This is a genomic window from Streptomyces sp. NPDC043685 (assembly GCF_056436585.1).
The window spans coordinates 633,153-652,674 of sequence record NZ_JBWKCH010000005.1; the positions used below are offsets into that span (position 1 = coordinate 633,153).

The window sequence follows — 19,522 nt, forward strand, 5'->3', positions numbered from 1 at the left end:
CGCATGCCTGAGATCAACAGCCAGCTGCCCCGCGAAGTCGCCGACGCCTACGTCGACGAGCTCGTCGCCCTCGATCCGATCACCGGTACCTTCCTCGGCGACAAGGAGAGTTCGAGCAGGTTGCCGGACACGTCGCCGGAGGGCCAGGAGGCGCTCGCGGAGCTGGCGCGCCGGACGCTGGCCCGGCTGGACGAGGCCGAGCGGCTGCCCGGCGCGGACAGCGACATCGAACGCCGTTGCGCCCGGCTGCTGCGCGAGCGGCTCAGCGCCGATCTCGCGGTGCACGAGGCCGACGAGAGCCTGCGGTCCGTCAGCAACCTGAGCTCCATCGCCCACGCGGTGCGGCAGGTGTTCACCGTGACACCGGCGCAGACCGAGGAGGACTGGGCGGCCATCGCGGAGCGGCTGCGCGCGGTCCCCGCCGCGCTGGAGGGCTACCGCCGGTCCCTGGCGCTCGGCCTGGAGCGCAAGCTGTACGGCGGCCCCCGCGCCACGGCCACCTTCCTCCGGCAGCTCGGCGAGTGGGCCGGCGCCGACGGCGAGGGCCACGGCTGGTTCGAGCAGTACGCCGCCGCCGGTCCCGAGGCCCTGCGCCAGGAGCTGGACACCGCCGCCCGCTCGGCCACCGAGGCCGTCGTGCGCCTGCGCGACTGGATGCGGGACGTGTACGCGCCGGCGATCGAGGGCGCGCCGGACGTGGTGGGCCGGGAGCGGTACGCGCGCTGGGTGCGCTACTTCAACGGCACGGACCTCGACCTGGACGAGGCCTACGCCTACGGCTGGTCCGAGTACCACCGCCTCCTCGGCGAGATGAGGACCGAGGCCGAGAAGATCCTGCCGGGCGCCGCCACCCCGTGGGAGGCGCTGGCCCACCTGGATGCGCAGGGCACCCACATCGAGGGCGTCGACGAGGTCCGCGACTGGCTGCAGAGCCTCATGGACGAGGCGATGGACGCGCTCGACGGCACCCACTTCGACCTGGCCGAGCGGGTGCGCCGGGTGGAGTCGCGCATCGCCCCGCCGGGCAGCGCCGCCGCCCCCTACTACACCCCGCCGTCGGACGACTTCTCCCGCCCGGGCTGCACCTGGCTGCCGACCATGGGAGAGACGCGCTTCCCGGTCTACGACCTGGTGTCGACCTGGTACCACGAGGGCGTGCCCGGCCACCACCTCCAGCTGGCCCAGTGGAAGCACGTGGCGCAGGACCTCTCCCGCTACCAGGCGAGCGTCGGCATGGTGAGCGCCAACGCCGAGGGCTGGGCGCTGTACGCGGAGCGGCTGATGGACGAACTGGGCTTCCTGACCGACCCGGAGCGCCGGCTCGGCTACCTGGACGCGCAGATGATGCGGGCCGTGCGCGTCATCATCGACATCGGCATGCACCTGGAGCTGACGATCCCGGACGACTCGCCCTTCCACCCCGGCGAGCGCTGGACGCCCGAGCTGGCGCAGGAGTTCTTCGGCTCGCACAGCAGCCGCCCCGCGGACTTCGTGGAGAGCGAGCTGACCCGCTATCTGTCCATGCCGGGCCAGGCCATCGGCTACAAGCTCGGCGAACGGGCCTGGCTGCTGGGCCGCGAGAACGCCCGCAAGCGGCACGGCGACGCCTTCGACCCGAAGGCGTGGCACATGGCGGCGCTGTCGCAGGGGTCGCTGGGGCTGGACGACCTGGTGGACGAACTGTCGCGGCTGTAGATCCGCGCCGGCGCCGGTAGCCGTGGGAACGGCGCCGGGTGGGTCCGGGTCCGGTGCGGCCGGTCGCGCGGTTCCGTTGGTTCGCGGCCGGTCGCGCGGTTCCGTTGGTTCGCGGCCGGTCGCGCGGGTCCGTTGAATTGCGGCCGGTCGCGCGAATCCCCGCGGCCCCTGGAAGGCGTCCGTCAGCGCGGCGTTCCCAGCTGGAGCCGGACGAGGTCCAGCCAGGTCTCCGGCCCCGGTCGGACCCGTGCGGTGCGGACCGTGTAGGTGCCGGGCTCCAGAGCCACCCGGACCTGGTCGGTGTCCGCGAGGCCCGTCCCGGGCCAGGCCGCGTCGAAGAGGCGGACGGGCCCGGGCACCTTCCAGGACGTCCGCGGTCCCCACTCCGCTTCGGCGGTCGCCGACGGGACGCTCGCCAGCAGTTCGTCCTCGACGTCACCGGCGCACCAGCGGACGAACAGGCCGTGCTCGGGCAGATAGGCGGTCGAGGCGGGCTCGTCGCCCAGGACCAGGGCGGTGCAGTCGCCGACCGGGAGGAGGCCGATCTGGCCGTCCACCTCGCAGGCCCGGTCGTAGTCCGAGGCCGTCTCCTCGCCGTCGGCACCCGCCCAGAACGGCAGAACGGTCTCCGGTACCGCTATCAGCGGCCCGCCGCCCGACTCGACCCATTCCACCGCGCCCGGCTCCGCGTATCGCACCATGGCGCAAGAACCTACAGGGTCAACAGGCGGCGCCGGAGCGTGGGTTCAGCAGCCGCAGTCTCCGCCGACGGGGGCCGTCAGGGGGTCCGGGGCCCGGCGCTCGCGCCCCTGCCAGGTCTCGAACGTGAAGCCCTCGCGCACCCAGTACTCGAAGCCGCCGAGCATCTCCTTCACCCGGTAGCCGAGTTCCGCGAGGGCGAGGGCCGCGCGGGCGGCGCCGTCGCAGCCGGGGCCCCAGCAGTAGGTCACGACCGGCACCGACCGGTCGAGGAGCCGCGCGGCCCGCTCGGCGACGAGCGCGGTCGGCAGGTGGACCGCGCCCGGGACGTGGCCCTGGTCCCAGGCCTCGGTGGAGCGCGAGTCGACGAGGACGAAGCCGGGGTCGCCTCCGCCGGCGAGCGCGGCCGCGACATCGGACACGTCGGTGTGGAAGGCGAGACCGGCGCGGAAGTGCGCGGCGGCCTCGGCCGGAGCGGCGGGGGCGACGCGCAGGACGGGGTTCACGGTGGTGGTCATGCGACACAAACTACGGGCGGCGCTCCCGCCCCTGAAGGGACGATCCCCGGCGCTCGGCTTGATCCGCCGGGGATTCCCCTGCTATTCCTCGGCGGTGACCGAGTATTCCCCGGACGCCACCGACTGGCGCATCCTCGACATCCTCCAGCGGGAGGGCCGGGCCGGTTTCGCCGAGCTGGCCCGCGCCGTGTCCATGTCCGCCAGCGCGGTCACCGAACGGGTGCGCCGCCTGGAGGAGGCCGGGATCATCCAGGGCTACGCGGCCGTGGTCGACCCGGAGCGGCTGGGCCTGCCGATCCTGGCGTTCGTGCGCCTGCGGTACCCGAACGGCAACTACAAGCCCTTCCACGACCTGGTCGCCGTCACGCCCGAGATTCTGGAGGCGCACCACGTCACGGGGGACGACTGCTTCGTCATCAAGGTCACGGCCCGCTCGATGCGTCACCTGGAGGAGGTGTCGGGGAAGATCGGGGCGCTGGGCTCGGTGACGACGAGCGTGGTGTACTCCTCGCCCCTCCCCCGGCGCCCCCTGGGCCGCTGACTCAGCCGGCGCCGCGCTGCCGCAGCACGGACCCGGACCGGCCCTTGACCACTTCGAGCTGGGCGTGGATCCGCCGCCGCAGGTCGGCGACATGGCTGACGATGCCGACGCTGCGGTCGCGTTCGCGCAGCGAGTCCAGGACGTCGAGGACCTCGTCGAGGGTCTGGTCGTCGAGACTGCCGAAGCCCTCGTCGATGAAGAGGGTGTCCAGCCGCACCCCGCCCGCCTCGTCGGTCACGACGTCCGCGAGGCCCAGGGCCAGGGCGAGCGAGGCGAAGAAGGTCTCCCCGCCGGACAGCGTGGCCGTGTCCCGCTCGCGGCCGGTCCAGGCGTCGACGACGTGCAGCCCGAGCCCGCTGCGGCCGCGTCCGGTGCGGTCGTCGGAGTGGACGAGGGTGTAGCGGCCGGAGGACATGCGGCGCAGCCGTACCGTCGCGGCGGCGGCGACCTGCTCCAGCCGGGCCGCCAGCACGTACGACTCCAGGCGCATCTTGCGTTCGTTGTCCGCGGAGGTGCCGGCGGCGAGGCCGGCCATCCGGGCGACGCGGTCGTACTCCTGGCGCAGCGGCGCGAGCCGGTACACGGAGGCGGTCGCCCGAGCGGACAGCCGGTCGAGTTCGGCGCAGCGCCGGCCGGCGGCGTCGTGGGCGGAGGCGGCGTCGCGCACCCGCCGGGCCGCCTCGTCGGCCACCCGTTGCGCCGCGTCCAGGTCGGCCCGCGGGGCGTGCGCCGCCGCGGCCGTGTCGGCCTCGGCGAGGACGGCCCGTACGGCGGCCTCCTCGTGCTGCCAGGCGTCGAGCCGGCGTTGCAGCTCGCGGTGGGCGGCGTTGTCGAGGAGGGCGGCGGCCGCGGCCTGCGGGGTCTCGAAGCCGGCGCGGAAGGCGGCGTCGGCGAGCCGGGCGTCGGCGTCCTTGAGCCGCTGGGCGGTGTCCTCGGCCACGCGGACGGCGTCGGCGGCGTCGGTGAGCAGCACGGTGCGCCGCTCCAGCTGCGCGGCCCGCGCCGCGACGCTGTCCAGGGAGCCCCGCGCCCGCTCCAGTTCCTCCTCCAGAGCGGCCCGTTCCCGGTCCAGGCGCTCCCGGTGACCGACCCGCGAGGCGGCCCGTACCGCGGCCTCCTGCCGGGCGGCGAGGCGCCGTTCGTGTTCCTGCCCGGCCTGCCGCAGGCGCTCCTGCGCGGCGTGCAGCTCGGCGGCGGCGCCACGGGCCCGCTCGTACTGCTCCTCCAGCTCCGCCGCCTGCCGGGCGAGTTCACCGGTGGGCGTGTCACCGGCCTCGGCGGTGGCGGCGGCGAGCGCCTCCCGGGCGACGCCGAGCCGCCGTTCGTCCTCGGCGCGCTGTTCCTCGGCGCGCTGGTGGGCGGTGAGGGCGTGCTCCTCCGCCTCGCGGTCGACGTGGCCGGCGACCTTGCGGGCGGGGGCGGGGTGTTCGGTGGCGCCGCAGACGGCGCAGGGTTCGCCGTCGGTGAGGTGCGCGGCCAGTTCGGCCGCGATGCCGTTCAGGCGCTGCTCCTTGAGGTCGAGCCAGTGCTGCTTGGCCCGCAGTGCCTCGTCCCGCGCGCGGCGCACCCGCTCGACCGCCCGGTCCGTGTCCTGGGCGAGCTGGTCGCGCATGCGGGCGGCCTTCAGCCGCTGCTGTGCGGGCTCGCGCCGTACGGCGAGCTGTTCGGCGAGGGCGGCGGCCTGCTGTGCGGAGTCGACCCGGCTCTGGAGCGCGGTGCGGGTCGCCTCCCATCCGTCGAGCCAGGCCTGCGCCTCCTGGAGCAGCTCCGTGTCGGCGCGCTCCTGGCGGTCCAGGCCGGTGCGCTCGTCGAGGAGTTCGGCCAGCCTCCGCTCGGCGCGGCGGGCCGCGTCGAGCCCGCCCAGCTCCTCGGCGGCCCGGCGTGCGGCGGCGGCGAGCCCGGCCGCTCCGGCGTCGGCGAAGCTCTCCGGCAGCTGGGCGCGGGCGCGCGCCTCGGCGGCGGTGGCGCGGCGGTGCTCGGCGTCCGCGGCATCGCGCAGCTCCAGGGCGGGCGCGACCGCTTCCGCCTTGCGGGCCCGCTCCATGAGCGTCTGCGCCTCCCGGTAGGCCTCGGCTCCCTGCTCCAGGCGCGCCGCCCGTTCCCGTGCCTGGGTGAACCGGCGCTGGAGTCGGTCCAGTTCGCGGACGTCGTCCAGGACGCGGTCGGCGGCGGCCTGGGCGGACTCGGCGGCGGTGAGGGTGCACGCGGCGACGGTGAGCTGTTCGCGGGCGGTGCCGCGGGCGACGGCGGCCGCGCTCAGCACGGCCTCGGCGAGTCCCGGTTCGCCGGGGGCGAGTTCGGGCAGCTCCATGGCGTCGCCCGCGGCCTGCTGCATGCGGTGGGCGTCGGCCAGCAGCTCCGCGTCCCCGTCCCGCACCTGGGCCTCGGTGACGCGGCGGCGTTCGGCGAGGCGCTTTTCGACGTCGGCGAAGCGGCGGGTGTCGAACAGCCGGCCCAGCAGCTTGCCGCGGGCCTCGGCGTCGGCGCGCAGGAACCGGGCGAAGTCGCCCTGCGGCAACAGCACGACCTGGCAGAACTGCTCACGGCTCATGCCGAGCAGCTGGGTGATCTCCTCACCGATCTCCTGGTGGGAGCGGCTCAGGTCCTTCCAGGCGCCGGCCGCCCTGTCGTACTCACGCAGCCAGGTCTGGGCCTTGTCCAGGGTCGTGCCGGTGCCGCGTTTCTTGGGGCGCTCCCAGGGCGGCTGGCGGGTGACCTCCAGACGGCGTCCGGCGACGGTGAGTTCGAGGGCGACCTCGGTGCGCGTGGCGGGCGCGGCGTGGTCACTGCGCAGGGCCGTGCCCTGGCCGCCGCCCTGTCGGGCGCCCGGCACCGAGCCGTACAGGGCGTAGCAGACGGCGTCGAGGACGGAGGTCTTGCCCGCGCCGGTGGGGCCGTGCAGCAGGAAGAGACCGGCCGCCGACAGTTCGTCGAAGTCGACGGTCTGGGTGGCCGGGAAGGGCCCGAAGGCGGTGACCGTGAGCCGGTGGAGCCTCACCGGGCCACCTCCCGCACGCTCTCGTCGGCCCGCACGGCGTCGAACGCGTCCCGCAGCACGCCCTGTTCGTGCGGGTCGGGTCCGGCGCCGCGCACATGGGCGACGAAGTCCTCCGCGATCTCCTGGTCGCTGCGGCCGGCCAGACGCCGGGCGTAGGACACCTCGGACTCCTCCTCGTCGCGGTCGGGGTCGAAGACGAGGCTGAGCGTGTGCGGGAAACGCTCGGTGAGCCGGGCCATCGGGTCGGCCGGGCGGACGGGGTCGGTGAGGGTCGCCTCGACCCACGCGTCCTCGTGCCGTGCCAGACCCGGGTCGGCGAGCAGGTCCTCCAGCGTGCCCCGGATGCGGGCCAGGGCGCGCGGCACCGGGCAGTCGAGGCGCTCGGCCTCGACGGAGCCGTCGGCGGCCAGGTCGACCAGCCACATGCTCTTGCGGTGGGCGGCCTCGGAGAAGGAGTAGGGCAGGGGGGATCCCGAGTAGCGGACGCGGTCGGTGAGGGTCTGGCAGCCGTGCAGATGCCCGAGCGCCACGTAGTCGACGCCGTCGAACACGCCGGCGGGCACCGCGGCGACGCCGCCGACGGTGATGTCCCGTTCGCTGTCGCTGGGTTCACCGCCGGTGACGAAGGCGTGCGCGAGGACGACGGAGCGGGTGCCGGGCGCGCGGTCGGCGAGGTCGGCGCGGACCCGGTCCATGGCGGCGGCGAGCACGGCTTCGTGACCGGCCTTCTCCACGCCGAACTCGTCCTTGACCAGAGCCGGTTCGAGATAGGGCAGGCCGTAGAAGACGACGTCGCCGTGGGTGTCTGACAGCACCACCGGGGTGCCCGCCGCCGACGGCTCCGTCCGCAGGTGGATGCCGGCCCGTCCGATCAGGCCGGCGCCGACGCCGAGACGGCGGGCGGAGTCGTGGTTCCCGGAGATCATCACCGTCGGCACGCCGAGGTCGGCGAGGCGGTGCAGGGCGTCGTCGAACAGCTCGACCGCGGCGAGCGGCGGCACCGCCCGGTCGTACACGTCTCCCGACACCAGCACCGCGTCCACGGCCCGCTCCCGCACGGTCGTGACGAGGTGGGCGATGAACTCGGCCTGGGCCCCGAGCATGGTGACCCGGTGGAACGCCCGGCCGAGGTGCCAGTCGGAAGTGTGCAGCAGTCTCATGATCCCCCGAGACTAACCGCCGGGTCTGACAGCACGGGCGGTTACTCCCGTATCGACCGTCATCTCCCGCCACGGAAGCGACCCTTATGACCGCTTCGGTCCGGAACGTCAGGCGTCCCCGTACGCCTCGCCGCCCGGCTCGAAGCCGGCCGTGCCGGAGGTCACGTCGGCGAGCCAGGCCCGGAAGGGCGCGACGTCCGCGTCCGGGAGGGCGATCTCGATCGTGACGGCTTCGGCGTAGCGCACGTCCCGGACCTCGCGCCCGGTGGTCCGCAGGTCGTTCTCGAGCCTGCCGGCCCGCTGGTGGTCGACGGTGACCGTGGCGAGCCGGTACCTGCGGCGGGTGCGGGTGCCGAGGGCGTCCAGCGCCTCGCCGACCGCTCCGCCGTAGGCCCGGATGAGTCCGCCCGCGCCGAGTTTGACCCCGCCGTAGTAGCGGGTGACGACGGCGACGACGTACCGCATGTCCCGGCGCAGCAGCATCTGGAGCATGGGGACGCCTGCGGTGCCGCCGGGTTCGCCGTCGTCGCTCGCCTTCTGGACGGAGGCGTCGGCGCCGATGACGTAGGCCCAGCAGTTGTGGCTGGCGTCGGCGTGCTCCTTGCGGACCGCGGCGATGAAGTCCTGGGCCTCCCGCTCGGTGGCCGCCGGGGCGAGGGCGCACAGGAAGCGGGAGCGGTTGACCTCGGTCTCGTGCACGCCGGCGGCGGCGACCGTGCGGTATTCGTCCTGCATCCGGCCAGCCTATGCGCGGGCCGGGGGCTACTTCTTCGCGCCCCGGGGCACGGTCACGGACGTGAGCAGCGCGGTGCCGGCCTCGAGGGCCCGCCAGGCCGTGCCGCGCCAGGACAGGACGGCGATCGCGGAGGTGGGGAACTTGGTGCGGACCTGCTCCAGGGTGTCGTCGAGGCCGTCGCCGGCGAGGGCCAGGACCAGTTCCTCGAGGCCCGGGTTGTGGCCGATCAGCAGCAGTGTCTCCACCTCGGCGGGCGCCTCGTGCACGACGGCCAGCAGGCCCGACGGGCCGGCGGCGTAGAGCCGGCGGTCGTACCGGACCGGCGGGGGTGTGCCCCACTGGGCGGCGGCCAGGTCCCAGGTGCTGCGGGCGCGCAGGGCGGTGGAGCACAGTGCGAGGTCCGGCAGGAGGTCGGCGTCGGCCAGGGCCCGCCCGGCCGCGGGGGCGTCCCGTCGTCCGCGCGGGGCGAGGGGGCGTTCGTGGTCGGCGACGTCCAGGGGCCAGGCGGACTTGGCGTGCCGGAGCACGACGAGGCGGCGCAGCGGGCCCGCTCCGGCTCGTTCGATCATGACGGTGCTCCCAGGTCGCGGGTGAGGTCGAGGCCGAGGAGGCGGTCGGCGTAGGCGTAGGTCTCGAAGCGGGCGCCGTCGGCCAGGTCCGGCCGGGTCTCGACCTGGCGCAGCACCTCCAGCACCCGGGGCAGGTCCAGGTCGTCCTCCCAGGCGTCGCGCAGTCTCCCGCGCACGTCGTCGGGGATCGGCCGGGAGGGCTGCCGCGCCCAGTGGGCGACCGCGGTGCGCCAGCGGGCGAGGGTGGCGCGGGCGCCGTCGACGTCGGCCGCCGCCGGCCGGACGGGGGCGCTGTGGTGCCGGGTGAGCAGGGCGAGGCGCAGGGCGGCGGGGTCGCCGTGTTCGGGCGGGTCCGTCTGCACCGGCGCGACGGCGATCAGCGCCCCGTCGGGCGCCGCCCCGCCCTGGGCGGCGACGTGGACGGCCTGGGACTCGCCCAGGCTCGCGCCGACGGCGGGGCTGTCCTCGAAGGGGCGGATGTTCAGGGTCGCGGCCCGCGCGCGCAGTTCGGCCTGGCGGTGGCCGCCGGTCAGCAGGGCCCACACCGGCGTGCCGCCCAGTTCCAGGGTCCGGACGAGCAGGTCCCCGACGAGCAGCACCCGCAGGTTCGTGGTGTCGGAACCGGGCGCGTGCACCTCGACACGGGTCAGGCCCCGGCGGGCCGGGGCGGCGTCGACCGGCTGGCCGGTCCGGGCGTCGATGATGCGCAGCACGAGGTGAGCGTAGGCGGGAAGGCCGTCGCACGCGGGCAGGTTCGGGGTTTCCCGGCCGCCGTGGCGGGATCACCGCGCCCGGGGCGGGTCGGGCCGCTCGTCACGGGACAGGGTGCCCAGGAACCGCACGTGCGGCCGCCCCTCGGACCCCTCGCGGCTGACGGCGGCGCGCACGCCGTACACGTCGGCGATGAGTTCCGCGGTGAGGACGTCTCCCGGAGTGCCCCCGGCCACGACCCGGCCCTCGTGCAGCACCACGACCCGGTCGCAGTACATCGCCGCCAGGTTGAGGTCGTGCAGGGCGACGACGGTGGTGACCGGCAGGCCGGTGACGAGGGTGAGCAGATCGAGCTGGTGGTGGATGTCGAGGTGATTGGTGGGCTCGTCGAGGAGGAGCTCACGGGGTTCCTGGGCGAGCGCCCGGGCGATCTGCACCCGCTGGCGTTCGCCGCCCGAGAGGGTGTGCCAGGACCGGCCGGAGCAGTCGGCGAGGCCCGTGCGCTCCAGGGCGGCGCGCACCGCCCGCTCGTCGTCCGCCGAGGCCGGTGCCCAGGCTCGGCGGTGCGGGATCCGGCCCAGCCGTACGACGTCCTCGACCGTGAACTCGACCTGCGTGTCGGACTGCTGCTCGACCACGGCGAGGCGCCGGGCGACCGTGCGGCGGGGCAGCTCACCGAGCGGTGTGCCGTCGAGCGTGACGACTCCGCAGGTCGGGGCGAGCAGCCCGGCCAGCAGGCGCAGCAGCGTGGACTTGCCGGAGCCGTTGGGGCCGAGGACACCGACGGTGGAGCCGGTCTCCGGCGCGAGGACCACGCCGTCCAGGATGAGACGCCCGTCGGTGCGGCGGCCGACCCGGTCGGCCCGCAGGCCCGCGTCCGGTGACGCCGTGGTGCCGCTCATCCGGACCTCCGTGTCCGGTACAGCACCGCCACGAAGGCCGGCACCCCGATCAGCGACGTCACGACCCCCACCGGGATCTCCTGCGGGTCCAGGACGGTGCGGGCCAGGGTGTCGACCCACACCAGGAACACCGCCCCGGCGAGGCCGGTGACCGGCAGGAGCCGGGCGTGCCCGGGCTTGGTCAGGGCGCGGGCGGCGTGCGGCAGGACCAGCCCGACGAAGCCGATCGCCCCGGCCGAGCTGACCAGCGCCGCCGTGAGCAGGGCGGTGACGCACAGCAGCACCAGACGGGTGCGGGCGACGGACACCCCGAGCGCGGCCGCCGCGTCCTGCCCGAAGGCGAAGGCGTCGAGGGTACGGGCGTACGCCAGGCACACCACCAGCGCCACGGCCAGCACGGCCAGGCACAGCCACACGTCGGTCCAGCCGGCGCCGCCGAGCGAGCCGAGGAGCCAGAACAGCACGCCGCGGGTCGTCTCGGCGTCGGCGGCGGTCAACACGACGAAGGACGTGAGCGCCGAGAAGAGCTGCATGGCGGCGACGCCCGCGAGGACGACCCGGTCGGTGGTGCCGCCGAGGGTGTGACTGAGCAGCAGCACCAGGGCGAACGACACCAGGGCGCCGAGAAACGCGCCCGCCGGGACCGGGAGGGCACCGCCGCCCACGCCGAGCACGACGACCAGGACCGCTCCGGTGGAGGCGCCGGAGGACACCCCGAGCACGAAGGGGTCGGCCAGCGGGTTGCGCAGCAGCGACTGCATCACCGCACCGCACACGGCCAGTCCGGCCCCGCACACGGCCGCGAGCAGGGTGCGCGGCAGCCGCAGTTGCCAGACGATCCCGTCCCGGATCGGCGTCAGCCGCGAGCTGCCGAGACCGAGATGGGCGGCGACCACGGACCACACGTCGGCGACCCGGATGTCGGCGGGACCGATGGTGACGGCCACGGCGAGGGAGGCCACGAGCGCGACCGCCCCGGCGGCCGCCGGCGCGAGACCGGCCCCGCGCCGGGGCCGCGCCCCGGCACCCGGCACACCGCGGGTGGTCACTTCACCAGCCCGAACCGGCGCAGCCCCGCGGCCACCCGCTCCACGCCCTCGACGGTGCGGATGGTGGGGTTCATGGCCTGCCCGCTGAGCAGCACGTACCGCTTGTGCCGGACGGCGTCCATGTTCCTGGTGACCGGATTGGACTCCAGGAAGGCGATCTTCCTGGCGGCCGACTCGGCGGTCTGCGACCTGCGGGTCAGGTCGCCGATGACGAGGACGTCGGGGTCGCGGTCGGCGACCGTCTCCCAGTTGACCTGCGGCCATTCCTCGTGGGTGTCGCCGAAGGCGTTCTTGGCGCCGAGGGCGCGGGTGATGATGCCGGGCGCTCCGCAGCAGCCGGCCATGTAGGGCGACTCGGAGTTGGCGAACCAGTACAGGAGGGTGACGCCGGAGGCGTCGATGCCGGCCGTGGCCTTCTTCATGCGCCGCTGGAGGGAGGCGACGAGTGCGTCGCCGCGTCCCTTGACCCCGAACACGGTCGCGAGGTCCCGGACCTCGCCGTAGACGGTGTCGATGTCCAGGGCCGTGTCGCGTGCGCCGTCGCCGCCGCCCGAGTTGTCCTTGCCGACGCAGTCGGACGGGGAGACGTAGGTGGGGACGCCGAGCTTCTCGAACTGCTCGCGGGTGGCGACGCCGCCCTTGCCGAGAGTGGAGACGAAGGAGGCGGCGACGAAGTCGGGGTCCGCGGCCAGGACGCGTTCGAAGGACGGGTTGTTCTCGGCGAGGCGGGGCACCTTCGCCTCGGCCTTCTCCAGCCCCTTCATCACAGGGTCGGTCCAGGTGGCGGTGCCCGCGAGGCGGTCGGCCAGACCGAGCGAGAGCAGGATCTCGGTGGTGCCCTGGTTGAGGGACACGGCGTGCCGCGGGGCGGCCGTGACGCGGACCTCGTGGCCGCAGTCGAAGAGCGTGACGGCGGCCTTCGCCGTCGTGGGCCCTGAGGCACCGCAGCCGCTCAGGAGCAGGGAGCCGGCCGTCAGCAGGACGGCGGCACGGGCGGGTCGGGCGAGGGGCACGGGAACCAGTCCTCAGGCGTCGAGGGCCCATTCGCGGAGCCCGGTCGTACGGTGCTCCCCCGCCGCACACGGCCGCGGGGGCCGCCAGCAGGTCTTCGGACTCGGGTTCCTCCGGAGCGGGGCGCCTTCCCGGACGTCCGCGAGGGAGTCCAGTGGCCGAGGCCCCGCCCGTCCCCCTCACCGCTGCGCGTCAGTTCCGGATTCGCACCGGATTCCCTGACCCACGTACATGGGTTCGACTGGCCTCGGCAAGCTATCACGCGGGCCCGCCGGGGAATCATCGCCCGCCCGGAGCCGTTGCCCTGACAGCAGTTCGTCCACGACGTTCCGAGGAGGCCGCCGGTGTACGGCGACGAGGCAACGGTCCGCAGGATCCTCACCGAGCTCGGCGACACCTGGGCCGTGGTGGGCCTGTCGTCGAACCGTCAGCGGGCGGCGTACGGCGTCGCCGCGACGCTCCGGCGCTTCGGCAAGCGCGTGGTGCCGGTGCATCCGAAGGCCGAGACGGTGCACGGGGAGCAGGGGTACGCGAGCCTGGCGGACATCCCCTTCGACGTGGACGTCGTCGACGTGTTCGTGAACAGCGACCTCGCCGGTGCCGTCGCGGACGAGGCGGTCGCCAAGGGGGCGAAGGGCGTCTGGTTCCAGCTCGGCGTCATCGACGAGACGGCGTACGACCGGACGCGTGCGGCGGGTGTGGAGATGGTGATGGACCGCTGCCCGGCGATCGAGATCCCACGGCTGTCTCATGGCCGTGTACAGGAATCCTGAAGCGTTTCCCACGAAACACCCGCACCCGGTCAAGGCTGCACAACGCGTCTTCTGCGGCCGTCCGGCCGGTTCCTAACCTGAGGCCTCTTGCTCGCCGAACTCCCCGAGTTCATCTCCGAGAGGCCTTGTATTCATGGAAAGAGACGGCCTGCGCCGGGACGTCGGGCTGATCGGGCTCATGTGGGCCTCGGTCGGTTCCATCATCGGCTCGGGCTGGTTGTACGGCGCCGAGAAGGCCGTCGTGGCGGCCGGCCCCGCGGCCATCCTGTCCTGGCTCATCGGCGCGGTGGCGATCGTGCTGCTGGCCCTGGTGCACGCCGAGCTGGGCGGCATGTTCCCGGTCGCGGGCGGCACGGCCCGTTATCCGCACTACGCGTTCGGCGGGCTGGCCGGGATGTCGTTCGGCTGGTTCTCCTGGCTCCAGGCGGCGACCGTGGCACCGATCGAGGTCGAGGCCATGATCGGCTACGCCGGGCACTGGCACTGGGCGCAGGGGCTCCAGCACGCGAAGGACGGCACCCTCACGACGAGCGGTTTCGTCGTCGCCGTCGTGCTGATGGCCGTGTTCGTCGTCGTCAACTTCCTCGGCGTGCGCGTCCTGGCGCACACCAACAGCGCCGCCACCTGGTGGAAGGTGGCGGTGCCGCTGGCGGCGATCTTCATCATCGCGGCCGGCAACTTCCACCCGGGCAACTTCACCGAGCACGGCTTCGCCCCGTTCGGCGCCCATGGCGTGCTGAGCGCCGTCAGTTCCAGCGGCATCATCTTCGCCCTGCTGGGCTTCGAGCAGGCGATCCAGCTGGCGGGCGAGAGCCGTGACCCGCGACGTGACCTGCCCCGCGCCACGATCGGCTCGGTCGCCATCGGCGCGGGCATCTACGTCCTGCTCCAGGTCGTCTTCATCGCCGCCCTGCCGCTGAGCTCCTTCGCGCACGGCTGGACCAAGCTCGACTACCCCGGCATCAGCGGTCCGTGGGCGGGGCTCGCGACCCTGGTGGGACTCGGCTGGCTGAGCGTGGTGTTGTACCTGGACGCGGTGGTCTCCCCCGGCGGCACCGGCCTGATCTACACGACGGCCACGTCCCGCGTCTCCTACGGCCTGGCCCGCAACGGCTACGCGCCGAAGCTCTTCGCCCGCACCGACGCGCGCGGCGTGCCGTGGTTCGGGCTGATCGTGTCGTTCGTGACGGGCGTGGTCTGTTTCCTGCCGTTCCCGAGCTGGCAGCAGCTGGTCGGCTTCATCACCTCGGCGAGCGTGCTGATGTACGCGGGCGCCCCGCTGGCCTACGGCGTCTTCGCCGACCGGCTGCCGCACCGGGAACGCCCCTACCGCCTGCCCGGCGGCGCGGTGGTGTCACCCCTGTCGTTCGTGGTGGCCAACCTCATCATCTACTGGTCCACCTGGGACACGCTGTGGCGGCTCGGCGTGGCCATCGTCCTCGGCTACGTCCTGCTCGGCGGCTACGCCTGGTACGCCACCCGCAAGGGCCTGCCGGACGCGCCCCGCCTGGACTGGAAGGCCGCCCAGTGGCTGCCCGTCTACCTGCTGGGCTTGGGCGTCATCTCCTGGCAGGGCGGTTTCGGCGGCCAGGGGCACCTCACGCTGTGGTGGGACATGCTGGTCGTGGCCGTGTTCTCGCTGGCGATCTACTACTGGGCCCGGGCCTCGGCCTCCCTGCCCGCGGAGATAGAGCGGAGCATCGAGGAGGTGGCCGTCACGGAGGTGCCGGTGCACTGAGACCGGCCTCCATAATGTGCGCATGACCCACCCCCTTCCGTCCGTGAACTCCGGCGCCCCGCAACGTTTCCCAGTCGTTGTCGTGGGCGCCGGTCCGGCGGGTCTGACCGTCGGGAACATCCTGCGGGCCGCGTCCGTGGACTGTCTGGTGCTGGAGACGGAGACCCGGGAGTTCATCGAACGGCGGCCCCGGGCCGGGGTCATCGAGGAGTGGGCCGTACGCGGCCTGGAAAAGCGCGGCCTCGCCCGCAACCTCCTGGACCGCGCCGAGCTGCACACCGCGTGCGAGTTCCGCTTCGGCGGCGAGCGCTACCGGTTCCCCTACGGGGAGCTGACGGGCAGTCACCACTTCGTCTATCCGCAGCCGTTGCTGGTGACGGACCTGGTGCGGGAGTACGCCGACGTCCGGGGCGGCGCGATCCGCTTCGGGGTCCGGGACGTGCGCGTCCACGACCTCGACACCGACCGGCCGTGGGTGTCGTACACCTGCCCCGAGACGGGCGAGGGCCAGGTCGCGCACTGCGACTTCGTCGCCGGCTGCGACGGGGCACGCGGGGTGACCCGTGCCTCGCTGCCGCCGGAGCGGGTGCGGATCGCGCGGCACGACTACGGCATCGGCTGGCTCGCCCTGCTCGCCGAGGCGCCGCCGTCCGCCGACTGCGTGCTGTTCGGCTGCCATGCCCGCGGGTTCGCCGGGCAGATGCCCCGCAGCCCGGAGGTGACCCGCTACTACCTCCAGTGCCCGCCGGGTGACGACCCGGAGAACTGGCCGCACGAGCGTGTGTGGGCCGAACTCCGGGAGCGGCTCGGGGCGGCCGGGGTGCCACCGCCGGCCGAGGGTCGGCTGATCGACAAGCGCGTGCTGGACATGCACGACTACGTGGTCGAGCCGATGGTGCACGGCCGGCTCTTCCTCGCCGGTGACGCGGCCCATCTGGTCGCCCCCATCGCGGCCAAGGGCATGAACCTCGCCCTGCACGACGCCTTCCTGCTCGGCGACGCGCTGGCCGCCCGGCTGACCACCGGTGACGGCAGCGGGCTCGACGGTTACGCGCAGGCGTGCCTGCGACGCGTGTGGGACTACCAGGAGTTCTCGCAGTGGCTGTCGGAGGTGTACCACGGCGCGGCGACGGGCGACCCGTTCCGCGCGGGCACCACGCTCGCCCGGCTGCGTCGCCTGTTCACCTCGCCCGCGGCGGCCGCCGCCTTCGCAGAGCAGTACCTGGGGACCGCGCCGCGGTACTGACCCGGCCGTGCGGCTCAGTCGTGCGGCGCGGTACCGGCATCAGTCGTGCGGGGGCCGGTCGCTGAGGCGGTGGTCGGCCACGTTCAGCGCCTCGTCCACGAGCCGGCGCAAGTGGCCGTCGCGCAGGGAGTAGACCACCCGGCGGCCCTCCTTGCGTGTGTTCACCAGGCCCGCGAGGCGCAGCCGTGCCAGGTGCTGGCTGACGGCCGGTCTGGCCGCCCCGCACGCCTTAGTGAGGGTGGTGACGTCGGCCTCTCCCCCGGCCAGCGCGTGCAGCAGCGCGAGCCTGGTCCGGTCCCCCAGCAGGGCCAGCAGTTCGGCGGCGAGCGCGAACTGCTCCTCGCCGGGGCTGCGCGGATGCGCATCATGTGCAGATGACAGGTGCATGCGTGCGCTCATACGCACATAATGGCGCCACGGCCCGGGTACGTCCATTCCCAGCGCACCGGAAGGGGACCCACGTGAGCGACCGGCACGAGCACTCCCACCCGCACGACCACGACCATGACCACGGCCACGGCAACGACCACGGCCCCCGGCAGGGGCTTCGCCACCGGATGAGCCACCTGCTGACCCCGCACTCCCACGAGACGGCCGACAAGGTCGACCCCGCGCTGGAGTCCTCGGCGCGCGGGATGCGGGCGCTGTGGGTCTCGCTCGCCGTTCTCGGCGTGACGGCGCTGGCCCAGGCGGTCGTGGTGGCCGTCTCCGGGTCGGTCGCGCTGCTCGGGGACACGGTGCACAACACCGCGGACGCGCTGACGGCCGTTCCGCTGGGGATCGCCTTCGTGGTGGGCCGGCGCGCGGCCACCCGCCGCTTCACCTACGGCTACGGGCGGGCCGAGGATCTGGCCGGCCTGGTGATCGTGCTGACGATCGCCGCGTCCGCGGTGTTCGCCGGCTGGACCGCCGTGGACCGGCTGCTGGATCCGCGCCCGGTCCAGCACGTGCCGGCGGTCGCCGTGGCCGCTCTCGTCGGCTTCGCCGGTAACGAGTGGGTGGCCCGCTACCGCATCCGTGTCGGCCGCTCGATCGGCTCGGCCGCGCTCGTCGCCGACGGACTGCATGCCCGCACCGACGGTTTCACCTCACTGGCCGTGCTGCTGGGCGCCGGGGGCTCGGCTCTGGGATGGCAACTCGCGGACCCGATCGTCGGGCTGGCCATCACGGCGGCGATCGCCCTGGTGCTGCGGGACGCGGCGCGGGAGGTGTTCCGCCGGGTGATGGACGCCGTCGACCCGGCCCTGGTGGAGCGGGCCGAGCGGGCTCTGGCCGAGGTGCCCGGGGTGCGCGGGGTGGGTGAGCTGCGGCTGCGCTGGATCGGTCACCGGCTGCGCGCCGAGGTGGCGGTGGTGGTGGACGGCGACGCGACGGTGCGCGAGGCGCACCGCGTCGCCGTGGACGCCGAGCACGCGCTGCTGCACGCGGTACCGCGGCTGACCGCGGCCCTGGTCCACGCGGACCCGGAGCCGGCGCCGGGCGAGAGCGATCCGCATCTGCCGCTGGCCCACCACAGCGCGGCGTAGGCCGGCGGACCCCGCAGCCCTCCGTGGGGTACGGCGTCGGCGACCCGGGCGGTGCGTCCGCCGAGGCGGGCGGGGCCGGGCGTCTCAGGTCACGGGCGGCACCGAGACGGCCATGACCATCTCCATGGGCGCGTCACCGGTGTTGCCGTAGGTGTGCGGGACGTTGGCCTCGAAGTGGACGCTGGCGCCGGCGGGCACGCGGTGCTCGACGCCGTCGACGGTGAGGGTCAGTTCGCCCGCCGTGACGTGCAGCAGTTCGGTCGTGCCGGCGGGGTGGGGGTCGGAGGGGCTGCTCTCGCCGGGCATGAGCCGCCAGTCCCACATCTCCAGCGGGCCGGGCGCCTCGGTGCCCGCGAGGAGCCGGTTGTAGCTGCCGGCGTCGGTGTGCCACAGCCGTACGGCCTGTTCGGCCGGGACGATGCGGACGTTCGGACCCTGCTCGTAGTCGAGCAGGGTGGTGATGCTGACTCCGAGGGCGTCGCCGATCTTGACGACGGTGCCGAGGCTGGGGTTGGTGCGGGCCTGCTCGATCTGGATGAGCATGCCGCGGCTGACACCCGCCCGGGCGGCGAGCACGTCCAGGGTGAAGCCGCGCACGGCGCGCCAGTGCTTGACGCTCCGCGCCAGGGACTGGGTCAGCAGGTCGAGGTCCGACACGTTCCGTCCAATATTCTGTATGACACAGTGCAACGCGCTGCACTATGGTGTGGTTGACCTGATCGTTCACTGAACTGTACTGCGAGGTATCCGCCCCATGACAGCGCTCTTCGCCCTGGCCACCAGCCTGCTGTGGGGGCTGGCCGACTTCGGCGGCGGCCTGCTGACCCGGCGCACGCCCGCGCTCACGGTGGTCGTGCTCTCGCAGTCGATCGCGGTGGCCGTGCTGGGCGTGGTCGTGGTGGCGACCGGCGGCTGGAGCGAGGCGGGACCGCAGCTGTGGTGCGCCGTCGCGGCCGGGCTGGTCGGGCCCGTGGCGATGCTCGCCTTCTACAAGGCACTCGCGCTGGGCCCGATGGGCGTGGTCTCCCCGCTGGGGTCGATCGGCGTGGCCGTACCGGTCGGGGTGGGCCTCGTGCTGGGCGAACGCCCCGGCCTGCTGCAGTTCCTCGGCATCCTGGTCGCCGTCGCCGGGGTGTGCCTGGCCGGTGGCCCGCAGTTCCGCGGGGCCCCGGTGCAGCGCCAGGCCATCGCCCTGACCCTGCTCGCGGCGTTCGGCTTCGGCGCGGTGATGGCCCTGATCGCCGAGGCGTCGTCGACCCTCACAGGACTGTTCCTCGCCCTGTTCGTGCAGCGGGTGACGAACGTCGCCGCGGGTGGACTGGCGCTGTACGTCTCGGTGCGCCGCGGGTCGCCCGCGTTCCCGGCGGGCGGCTTCCCCTGGCGGTCCCTGCCCGCCCTCGCCTTCGTCGGCCTCGCGGACGTCGCCGCGAACGGCACGTACTCCATCGCCGCGCAGCACGGCCCGGTGACGGTCGCCGCCGTGCTGGCCTCCCTGTACCCGGTGGTGACGGCCGTGGCCGCACGCGGTGTCCTGCGCGAACGTCTCCAGGCGATACAGGCAGCGGGAGCGGGCCTGGCCCTGGTCGGCACGGTGCTGCTGGCGTCGGGCTGATCCCGTCCGGGTCGTCGTCCCCGGCGCGCCGCCGGTGT

General features: G+C 74.1%; 19 protein-coding genes and 1 riboswitch. Of the genes, 7 read left to right on the forward strand and 12 right to left on the reverse strand.

What is annotated here, in order from left to right; all coding sequences use genetic code 11:
- The first annotated feature begins 3 nt into the window (after positions 1 to 3).
- Positions 4 to 1,695, forward strand: coding sequence for a DUF885 domain-containing protein (locus AC0665_RS19790; protein WP_478705456.1), 1,692 nt, complete (start codon positions 4 to 6; stop codon positions 1,693 to 1,695).
- 182 nt (positions 1,696 to 1,877) lie between these two features.
- Here the strand turns inward: AC0665_RS19790 and AC0665_RS19795 are convergent, their stop codons facing one another.
- Both AC0665_RS19795 and AC0665_RS19800 read right to left on the reverse strand, forming a co-directional pair.
- Positions 1,878 to 2,396, reverse strand: coding sequence for an immunity 21 family protein (locus AC0665_RS19795; protein WP_468405044.1), 519 nt, complete (start codon positions 2,394 to 2,396; stop codon positions 1,878 to 1,880).
- A 45-nt stretch (positions 2,397 to 2,441) separates the two neighbouring features.
- Positions 2,442 to 2,912, reverse strand: coding sequence for a rhodanese-like domain-containing protein (locus AC0665_RS19800; protein WP_478705457.1), 471 nt, complete (start codon positions 2,910 to 2,912; stop codon positions 2,442 to 2,444).
- A gap of 94 nt (positions 2,913 to 3,006) precedes the next feature.
- Here AC0665_RS19800 and AC0665_RS19805 point away from each other — a divergent pair, with 94 nt between their 5' ends.
- The gene (locus AC0665_RS19805; RefSeq protein WP_468405040.1) at positions 3,007 to 3,453 is read left to right on the forward strand and encodes an Lrp/AsnC family transcriptional regulator; all 447 of its coding nucleotides are present in this window, start codon (positions 3,007 to 3,009) and stop codon (positions 3,451 to 3,453) included.
- Between the two features lies 1 nt (position 3,454).
- Here the strand turns inward: AC0665_RS19805 and AC0665_RS19810 are convergent, their stop codons facing one another.
- The 8 genes from AC0665_RS19810 to AC0665_RS19845 all read right to left on the reverse strand — a co-directional run bounded on the left by AC0665_RS19810 (position 3,455) and on the right by AC0665_RS19845 (position 12,591).
- A complete protein-coding gene (locus AC0665_RS19810; RefSeq protein WP_478705458.1) occupies positions 3,455 to 6,451 on the reverse strand; it encodes an AAA family ATPase in 2,997 nt (998 codons plus the stop codon).
- On the reverse strand, positions 6,448 to 7,611 hold the full coding sequence (locus tag AC0665_RS19815; protein WP_478705459.1) for an exonuclease SbcCD subunit D: 1,164 nt from the start codon (positions 7,609 to 7,611) through the stop codon (positions 6,448 to 6,450). Before AC0665_RS19815 ends, AC0665_RS19810 begins: the two co-directional genes overlap by 4 nt.
- Positions 7,612 to 7,719: 108 nt before the next feature.
- Positions 7,720 to 8,346: a YigZ family protein gene (locus tag AC0665_RS19820; protein ID WP_478509266.1), complete on the reverse strand. Its 627-nt coding sequence runs from the start codon at positions 8,344 to 8,346 to the stop codon at positions 7,720 to 7,722.
- 27 nt (positions 8,347 to 8,373) lie between these two features.
- On the reverse strand, positions 8,374 to 8,916 hold the full coding sequence (locus tag AC0665_RS19825; protein ID WP_478608047.1) for a SixA phosphatase family protein: 543 nt from the start codon (positions 8,914 to 8,916) through the stop codon (positions 8,374 to 8,376).
- Positions 8,913 to 9,629, reverse strand: a complete 717-nt coding sequence (locus tag AC0665_RS19830) for a hypothetical protein (RefSeq protein WP_468405030.1) — start codon at positions 9,627 to 9,629, stop codon at positions 8,913 to 8,915. Before AC0665_RS19830 ends, AC0665_RS19825 begins: the two co-directional genes overlap by 4 nt.
- 69 nt (positions 9,630 to 9,698) lie before the next feature.
- Positions 9,699 to 10,529, reverse strand: a complete 831-nt coding sequence (locus tag AC0665_RS19835) for an ABC transporter ATP-binding protein (protein ID WP_468405028.1) — start codon at positions 10,527 to 10,529, stop codon at positions 9,699 to 9,701.
- Positions 10,526 to 11,563, reverse strand: coding sequence for a FecCD family ABC transporter permease (locus tag AC0665_RS19840; protein WP_478705500.1), 1,038 nt, complete (start codon positions 11,561 to 11,563; stop codon positions 10,526 to 10,528). Before AC0665_RS19840 ends, AC0665_RS19835 begins: the two co-directional genes overlap by 4 nt.
- A gap of 11 nt (positions 11,564 to 11,574) precedes the next feature.
- The gene (locus AC0665_RS19845) at positions 11,575 to 12,591 is read right to left on the reverse strand and encodes an ABC transporter substrate-binding protein (protein ID WP_468405026.1); all 1,017 of its coding nucleotides are present in this window, start codon (positions 12,589 to 12,591) and stop codon (positions 11,575 to 11,577) included.
- 83 nt (positions 12,592 to 12,674) lie between these two features.
- A riboswitch (cobalamin riboswitch) is annotated at positions 12,675 to 12,835 on the reverse strand.
- Positions 12,836 to 12,933: 98 nt separating this feature from the next.
- Between AC0665_RS19845 and AC0665_RS19850 the strand changes: the two genes are divergently transcribed.
- From AC0665_RS19850 to AC0665_RS19860, 3 genes are all read left to right on the forward strand, one after another.
- Complete coding sequence (locus AC0665_RS19850) at positions 12,934 to 13,362, forward strand: CoA-binding protein (RefSeq protein ID WP_468405024.1); 429 nt, start codon at positions 12,934 to 12,936, stop codon at positions 13,360 to 13,362.
- A gap of 133 nt (positions 13,363 to 13,495) precedes the next feature.
- Positions 13,496 to 15,100 (forward strand): APC family permease, encoded by a 1,605-nt coding sequence (locus tag AC0665_RS19855; RefSeq protein ID WP_478608035.1) that lies wholly within the window; start codon positions 13,496 to 13,498, stop codon positions 15,098 to 15,100.
- Positions 15,101 to 15,122: 22 nt separating this feature from the next.
- Positions 15,123 to 16,346 carry a 4-hydroxybenzoate 3-monooxygenase gene (locus AC0665_RS19860; RefSeq protein WP_478608032.1) on the forward strand — a complete coding sequence of 408 codons (1,224 nt, stop codon included), beginning with the start codon at positions 15,123 to 15,125 and terminating at the stop codon, positions 16,344 to 16,346.
- 39 nt (positions 16,347 to 16,385) lie between these two features.
- Here the strand turns inward: AC0665_RS19860 and AC0665_RS19865 are convergent, their stop codons facing one another.
- Entirely contained in the window at positions 16,386 to 16,745 is a 360-nt protein-coding gene (locus AC0665_RS19865) for an ArsR/SmtB family transcription factor (RefSeq protein ID WP_478608030.1), read from the reverse strand.
- Between the two features lie 62 nt (positions 16,746 to 16,807).
- On the opposite strand from AC0665_RS19865, the gene AC0665_RS19870 reads away from it, so the two are divergent.
- Positions 16,808 to 17,872, forward strand: coding sequence for a cation diffusion facilitator family transporter (locus AC0665_RS19870; protein WP_478509272.1), 1,065 nt, complete (start codon positions 16,808 to 16,810; stop codon positions 17,870 to 17,872).
- Between the two features lie 84 nt (positions 17,873 to 17,956).
- On the opposite strand, the gene AC0665_RS19875 is transcribed toward AC0665_RS19870, so the two are convergent.
- Positions 17,957 to 18,529: an XRE family transcriptional regulator gene (locus tag AC0665_RS19875; protein WP_104781916.1), complete on the reverse strand. Its 573-nt coding sequence runs from the start codon at positions 18,527 to 18,529 to the stop codon at positions 17,957 to 17,959.
- Positions 18,530 to 18,626: 97 nt separating this feature from the next.
- Here AC0665_RS19875 and AC0665_RS19880 point away from each other — a divergent pair, with 97 nt between their 5' ends.
- A complete protein-coding gene (locus AC0665_RS19880) occupies positions 18,627 to 19,484 on the forward strand; it encodes an EamA family transporter (protein ID WP_468405012.1) in 858 nt (285 codons plus the stop codon).
- Positions 19,485 to 19,522 lie beyond the last annotated feature (38 nt).

Excerpts from the sequence above, each read along its gene's own strand:
- AC0665_RS19795 (WP_468405044.1), bottom strand. The coding sequence starts at position 2,396 with ATGGTGCGATACGCGGAGCCGGGCGCGGTGGAATGGGTCGAGTCGGGC.
- AC0665_RS19820 (WP_478509266.1), bottom strand. The coding sequence starts at position 8,346 with ATGCAGGACGAATACCGCACGGTCGCCGCCGCCGGCGTGCACGAGACC.
- AC0665_RS19790 (WP_478705456.1), top strand. The coding sequence starts at position 4 with ATGCCTGAGATCAACAGCCAGCTGCCCCGCGAAGTCGCCGACGCCTAC.
- AC0665_RS19860 (WP_478608032.1), top strand. The coding sequence starts at position 15,123 with ATGACCCACCCCCTTCCGTCCGTGAACTCCGGCGCCCCGCAACGTTTC.
- AC0665_RS19815 (WP_478705459.1), bottom strand. The coding sequence starts at position 7,611 with ATGAGACTGCTGCACACTTCCGACTGGCACCTCGGCCGGGCGTTCCAC.
- AC0665_RS19865 (WP_478608030.1), bottom strand. The coding sequence starts at position 16,745 with ATGAGCGCACGCATGCACCTGTCATCTGCACATGATGCGCATCCGCGC.
- AC0665_RS19835 (WP_468405028.1), bottom strand. The coding sequence starts at position 10,529 with ATGAGCGGCACCACGGCGTCACCGGACGCGGGCCTGCGGGCCGACCGG.
- AC0665_RS19800 (WP_478705457.1), bottom strand. The coding sequence starts at position 2,912 with ATGACCACCACCGTGAACCCCGTCCTGCGCGTCGCCCCCGCCGCTCCG.
- AC0665_RS19855 (WP_478608035.1), top strand. The coding sequence starts at position 13,496 with ATGGAAAGAGACGGCCTGCGCCGGGACGTCGGGCTGATCGGGCTCATG.
- AC0665_RS19880 (WP_468405012.1), top strand. The coding sequence starts at position 18,627 with ATGACAGCGCTCTTCGCCCTGGCCACCAGCCTGCTGTGGGGGCTGGCC.
- AC0665_RS19825 (WP_478608047.1), bottom strand. The coding sequence starts at position 8,916 with ATGATCGAACGAGCCGGAGCGGGCCCGCTGCGCCGCCTCGTCGTGCTC.